Raw genomic sequence first — 361 nt, 5'->3', positions numbered from 1 at the left:
GAAGTTAAAGATTTGGAAATAATTGACCCTTATAATTTATCCGAAAATATCGATTTGAAAGAATCTATTATTGATATTAAAGCAAAAACTAAAGACAATCAAACCGTAATTATTGAAATTCAATTTTGCGGAAATATTGATTTTGTTAAAAGAATTTTTTATTATATCTCAAAAAATATTGTCAATGAAATAAAGGAAGGCGAAGATTATAAAGACATACCAAGAATTATTAGCATTAACTTATTAAATTTTAATTTAGATTTTGGAGACGAAGGTAAACCGCATCGATGCTTTAAATTAATCGACACAAAAAACCATAATGTAGATTTAGATTTTATTCAAATGCATATTTTGGAAGTTC

General features: G+C 24.4%; 1 protein-coding gene. It reads left to right on the top strand.

From position 1 onward, the window contains the following. The coding region (locus EZH24_RS13605) for an Rpn family recombination-promoting nuclease/putative transposase (protein WP_137999500.1) at positions 1 to 361 on the top strand (361 nt) is incomplete at both ends.

It is taken from the genome of Brachyspira catarrhinii (assembly GCF_005518285.1).
GTDB classification, from domain to species: domain Bacteria; phylum Spirochaetota; class Brachyspiria; order Brachyspirales; family Brachyspiraceae; genus Brachyspira; species Brachyspira catarrhinii.
Note: the sequence above shows the minus strand (reverse complement) of the source record. Positions and strands in the feature narration are given on the sequence as shown.